The sequence below is a fragment of the Alterirhizorhabdus solaris genome (genome assembly GCF_007785815.1).
Lineage (GTDB): Bacteria > Pseudomonadota > Alphaproteobacteria > Sphingomonadales > Sphingomonadaceae > Alterirhizorhabdus > Alterirhizorhabdus solaris.
Window position 1 is genome coordinate 1 of the sequence record NZ_VNIM01000159.1, and the last position, 5386, is coordinate 5386.

At 68.4% G+C, this 5386-nt stretch carries 6 protein-coding genes and 1 pseudogene; 2 read left to right on the forward strand and 5 right to left on the reverse strand.

Annotated elements, in window-relative coordinates; all coding sequences use genetic code 11:
* A pseudogene (locus FOY91_RS20445) lies at window positions 1-110 on the forward strand (IS5/IS1182 family transposase); the annotation flags it as partial.
* Between the two features lie 284 nt (window positions 111-394).
* Here the strand turns inward: FOY91_RS20445 and rpoN are convergent.
* The 5 genes from rpoN to FOY91_RS20470 all read right to left on the reverse strand — a co-directional run bounded on the left by rpoN (window position 395) and on the right by FOY91_RS20470 (window position 4759).
* The gene (gene rpoN, locus FOY91_RS20450; RefSeq protein ID WP_145155789.1) at window positions 395-1954 is read right to left on the reverse strand and encodes an RNA polymerase factor sigma-54; all 1560 of its coding nucleotides are present in this window, start codon (window positions 1952-1954) and stop codon (window positions 395-397) included.
* A gap of 58 nt (window positions 1955-2012) precedes the next feature.
* Window positions 2013-2804, reverse strand: coding sequence for an LPS export ABC transporter ATP-binding protein (lptB, locus tag FOY91_RS20455; protein WP_145155791.1), 792 nt, complete (start codon window positions 2802-2804; stop codon window positions 2013-2015).
* A gap of 136 nt (window positions 2805-2940) precedes the next feature.
* Window positions 2941-3480, reverse strand: a complete 540-nt coding sequence (locus tag FOY91_RS20460) for an LptA/OstA family protein (protein WP_145155793.1) — start codon at window positions 3478-3480, stop codon at window positions 2941-2943.
* Window positions 3477-4124 (reverse strand): LPS export ABC transporter periplasmic protein LptC, encoded by a 648-nt coding sequence (lptC, locus tag FOY91_RS20465; protein ID WP_145155795.1) that lies wholly within the window; start codon window positions 4122-4124, stop codon window positions 3477-3479. The genes FOY91_RS20460 and lptC overlap by 4 nt, the downstream gene beginning before the upstream one ends.
* Before the next feature lie 17 nt (window positions 4125-4141).
* Window positions 4142-4759 carry a ribonuclease D gene (locus FOY91_RS20470; RefSeq protein WP_145155797.1) on the reverse strand — a complete coding sequence of 206 codons (618 nt, stop codon included), beginning with the start codon at window positions 4757-4759 and terminating at the stop codon, window positions 4142-4144.
* Window positions 4760-5133: 374 nt separating this feature from the next.
* Here FOY91_RS20470 and FOY91_RS22140 point away from each other — a divergent pair.
* The coding region (locus FOY91_RS22140; RefSeq protein ID WP_203234657.1) for a hypothetical protein at window positions 5134-5386 on the forward strand (253 nt) is incomplete at its 3' end.

Genomic DNA, 5386 nt, shown 5'->3' on the forward strand with positions numbered 1-5386 from the left:
TCCGCTGGCGCCGGCTCGTCCGGGATTACGAAGCCCGTATCGATGTATCCAAAGCCATGATCCTCGTCGCCATGGGCGGCAACCTCCTCCGCCGAACCACTCATCCATGATTTTCAAAACGGACTCTTAAAGACAAAGTCGAACAAAGTCTCAGACGCAAACGAGGCCCTTAAAAGACTTTTTGAGTATTCAGTGGTTACTTACTTAAGGCCTCGGAGCGGAGGTGGTTCGGATTGGGTATGGCGATATAAAAATCGTACTTCTACGTATGACGCACGAGCCGAGCGATTTCGGGTCCACCCAGGACTAATTGAGTTCGCTAGTCTTCGCGAAGAAAGAAGGACGGTATCATCGGGCGCGCCAACTGAGGATCATTAGTATTAACATACAACGTTCAAACCACCCTACCCAACACCCGCTGCCGTCTCCGCTGCACCGAACTCCCCAGCCCGATCGCCTCGCGGTATTTCGCCACTGTGCGGCGGGCGATGTCGAAGCCTCTGGCGTTGAGCAACTCCACCAGCTTGTCGTCGGACAGGATGGCGTCGCCCTCGGCCGCGATCAACGCCTTGAGGTGGCTTTTCACCGCCTCGGCCGAGGCCGCGTCACCGCCGTCGGAGGACTGGATGCCGCTGGTGAAGAAGTATTTCAGCTCGTATAGGCCGCGCTCGCACGACAGGTATTTGTTCGAGGTGACGCGGCTCACCGTCGATTCGTGCATCCCGATCGCATCCGCCACCGCGCGCAGCGTCAGCGGTTTCAACTGGCCCACGCCGTGCAGGAAGAACGCTTCCTGCTGGCGGACGATCTCGGTCGCCACCTTCATGATCGTGCGCGCGCGCTGGTCCAGCGCCTTCACCAGCCAGTTGGCGCTGGCGAGGCATTCCGAAAGCCACGCCCGGCCTTCCCTGTCACCGTCGCCCTTGCCGACGCCCGCCGCCAGCGCGGCGTGGTAGCCGCGGTTCACCAGCAGGCGCGGCAGGGTGGCGCCGTTCAGCTCGATCGCCCAGCCGGTGCGGGTGCGCGCCACGAACAGATCGGGCACCACCGCCTGCACGCGCGACGCGCCATAGCGCAGGCCGGGCTTCGGATCATAGCCGCGCAGCTCGCGCACCATGTCGGCCATGTCCTCCTCGTCCACCCCGCACAGGCGGCGCAGTTGCGGCAGCGCGCCCTTGGCCACCAGCGGCAGGTTGGCGATCAGCCGCGCCATCGCCGGATCGTAGCGGTCCGCCTCCTTGGCCTGTAGAGCGAGGCATTCGGCCAGCGATCGCGCGCCCACCCCGGTCGGCTCGAACGTCTGCACCGTGGCGAGCGCCTGCTCCACCCGCGCCAGCGGCGCACGGCGGCGCTGGGCGACGTCGAGCAGGTCGCCGGTGAAATAGCCGGCCTCGTCGATCTGGTCGATCAGCAGCGCGGCGATGGCGAGATCCGCGCCGGACAGCGCCGCCCCCGCCTGCGCCATCAGGTGATCGTGCAGGCTCGGCTCGTCGGCCAGCATCGCCTCGAACCCGGCGCCGTCCTCCTGCCCGCCCCCACTTCCGCCGGGGCCGTCGAGCCGCAGCCCGCCGTCGAGGCCGGGGCCGTCGCGGTCGGCGATGCTGTCGGCACCGTTGTCGCCAAGGCTGTCGGTCGGGCCGTCGTGGTGGAAGGTTTCGGCGGCATAGTCCACGTCGAGCGGGGCATCGGCCGCCGCGTCGCCGCCCGCGATCAGCTGATCGGTGGTGGCCGGCTCGGGCGGCTCGTCGCCGGTATCCTGGGACACGGCCTCGCGCTCGGGCACGGCCCCCTCGTCACCGGCGGTGTCGAGCAGCGGGTTGCGCTCCAGCTCCTCGGCGATGAACCCCTCGATCTCGAGGTTGGAGAGCGCCAGCAGCTTGATCGCCTGCTGCAACTGCGGCGTCATCACCAGCGATTGCGACTGGCGCAGGTCGAGGCGGGGGCCGAGTCCCATGCGGGTCAGGGGGGGACGCCCCCCTCCCTTTCGGGGGAGGGGAAGGAGACAGGCCGCGTCACAGCGCGAAGCCTTCGCCCAGATACAGCCGGCGCACGCTCTCGTCGGCCACCAGCGCCTCCGGGCTGCCGGCGAACAGCACGCGGCCGTCGTAGATGATGCAGGCGCGATCGACGATATCCAGCGTCTCGCGCACGTTGTGATCGGTGATGAGCACGCCGATGTCGCGCTCCTTGAGCTGGCCGATCAGGTCGCGGATATCGCTGATCGAGATCGGGTCGATGCCGGCGAACGGTTCGTCCAGCAGCATGATCGAGGGGTCCGCCGCCAGCGCGCGGGCGATCTCGCAGCGCCGCCGCTCACCGCCGGACAACGCCATCGCGGGCGCGTCGCGCAGATGGTCGAGATGGAACTCGCCGAGCAGCTGATCCAGCCGGGCGGCGCGGGCGTCCTTGTCCGGCTCCACCATCTCCAGCACGGCCAGAATGTTCTTGCCCACCGTCAGCCCGCGAAAGATCGAGGTTTCCTGCGGCAGATAGCCCAGGCCCAGGATGGCGCGGCGGTACATCGGCAGCTTGGTGATGTCCTGCCCGTCCAGCAGGATGCGGCCGGCATCGGGCTTCACCAGCCCCATCACCGAATAGAAGCACGTCGTCTTGCCGGCGCCATTGGGGCCGAGCAGGCCGACGACCTCGCCGCGCCCCACCTCCAGCGACACGTCCGACAGCACCTGCCGCTTGTCGTACGATTTGGCGATCGACACGATCGACAGCCCGCGCGCCACGCCGTCACCGATGTGCGGGCGGCGCGACTCACCTGCGGGGGGATCGAGAAGGGTGGCGTCGCTCATGCGCTCATGCTCGTTCATTCGGGTTAAGCGACCCTTTCCGACGTGTCGGACAAGGACTGGCAGGGTTCGTGCATGAACCAGCCATGCGCGCGCGGCAAGGGGCGGTCGGTACCCGTGCCCCCAGCCGTGGCCGGGGTCAGTTGGGCCGCTGCTGCACCGTGAAGCGCCCGGTCACGCGCCCGCCGCCGCCCGAGATGCCGGCACCGCCGCCCACCGCGCTGCCATCCACCGTGGCGCGGCCGCTGGTGAGATCGATCACCAGCCGCCCGCCGCGCACATTGCTGTCGCCGCGCACGAGGTTGACGTTGCCGAGCATGGTGATGAGCTTGCGGTTGAGATCGTAGATCGCGAAATTGCCGGTTGCCCGCTCGCTGGGCGAGGTGACGATCACGTTGCCCGAGGCATCGAGCCGCTGGATCTGGGTGCCGCCGGTGCCGCCGGCATAGGCCACGTTCAGCCGGTTGGCCTGCAACGTCAGGTCCGTCTGCTTCACCTTCACGTTGCCGGAGAAGATCGCGCGGTCGGCGCGGTCCTGCACCTCGATGCGGTCGGCCTCCACATCCACCGGCGCATTGCTGTTGTGGCCCTTCAGCGCCGACACCGCCTGCGCGGTGGCCGGCGCCGGAATCGCCGGCAGCCCCGCCAGCATCAGGATGAGAGACAGCCCCCGCTTCATCGCCGCCCTCTGGACTGCCGCTGGTCGATATGCAAGCGCGCGCGCCCCTCCAGCACCACCACATGGCTGGTGAGGTCGGCGGTCATCCGGTCTGCGCGAAACGTGCCGAGCTGCATCTTGCCATCCACCGCTCCGCCGCTGGCGACCCGCCGGGTCTTGAGATCGACGCCCACGTCGCGCGTATCCAGCCGGTAGCCGTCCGCCGTCTCGAACCGCACCGCGCCGTCGATCAGCACGCGCTCGGCCGTCATGTCGTAACGGCCCGTCTTGGCCACGATCGAGGCCGGGCCTTCCGGCAGCGCGATGCGCGCGGACAGATCGGCCATGCGGACGATCGGATCGGCCGAGCTCACCTGCACGGCCGATCCGGCACGGATGGCGAAGGGCTGCCCCTTGCCGTCCTCACCGCGATAGATCGCATCGCTCACCCGCATCCGCTCGCGCGCCACCGCCACGCGATCCTTGGACAGTACGAACGAGATGTCGCGGCCCACCGTCAGCGGCGCGATCGCCATCAGCACCAGCAGCACCACGATGGCGGCCGGCAGCACCAGCCGCAGCATGCGGATCAGCCGGTCATGCGTACTGCCCGGGGCCGCCCAGACCTGGCGTGCGCCACGCGCGGCGAGCGCGCTCTCAGCCAACGACCGGGCCGGGCACGTTACACATGCGCGAAGATGTCCGTCTCCGGCCAGCCGGCCAGATCGAGTTCGGCGCGGTGCGGCAGGAAGTCGAAGCAGGCCTGCGCCAGCCCGGTGCGGCCCTCGCGCGCGAGCCGCACGTCCAGCTTATCCTTCAACTGGTGAAGGTAGCGCACGTCGGACGCGGCATATTCCTTCTGCGGATCGGAAAGCTCGGGCGCACCCCAGTCCGAAGTCTGCTGCTGCTTGGAGATCTCCTGCCCCAGCAGTTCGCGGACCAGTTCCTTCAGGCCGTGACGGTCGGTGTAGGTGCGGATCAGCCGCGAGGCGATCTTGGTGCAATAGACCGGCGCCGCGATCGTGCCGAGGTAATGGCGGATCGCGGCCAGATCGAACCGGGCGAAATGGTACAGCTTCAGCCGCGCCGGATCGGCCAGCACCGCCCGCAGGTTGGGCGCGGCATAATCGCTGCCGGGGCCGAAGCGGACGAGATGCTCGTCGCCCCGCCCGTCGGCGATCTGGACCACGCACAGCCGGTCGCGCGGGGTGAGCAGGCCCATCGTCTCGGTATCGACGGCGACGGGGCCGGGGGCGAGGACGCCGGCGGGCAGATCCTCTTCATGGAAATAGACGGTCATGCGCCCCCATAGGCGCGGGCGGGCGGCGGCTCAATGCCCGCCCGTCGCAAAAACCGGCTGCCGAGTCGCGCGGGGCCAGAGGCACCGGCCGCCTCAGCGGAGGACGCCGGCCCGGACGCCGGCGACGCTTCGCCCGACCAGGCCCCACCCAGGATTTTCCGCAGAAATACGGGTGCATGAAGGCCGATTGATAAAATTGCATCCCAAGTATCAAATCCCGCTTGACGCCCCGAATCGAAACCACTCGCGACCTGCTTTGTTTTGGTCTATGCGGAGTGACCGATGCGCTATGGTTTTGCATCGGGAGACGAGCGGCCATCGCCTGGTCGGCTCGGCTGAATGCGACGTGGGCGAAGCGGAAAGACTGATACGGCATGAGTTTCGATCGAGGACGGCGCGGGCAGCGCGGCGACAAAGGCAAGGGCTTCGGCGGCGACGACAGCTATGGCGGCGGCAGCAGCTTTGGCGGCGGCGGTTTCGGTGGCGGCGGCTATGGCGGCGGTGGGGATCGCTTCGGCGGCGGCGGCGGCGGTTACGGCGGGGGCGGCGAGTGCCTCGGGGGTGGCGGCGGCTTAGGCTGGGGCGGCGGGCGCCGGGGCTGCTGCCGGGGCGGCGGCGGGGGGTACG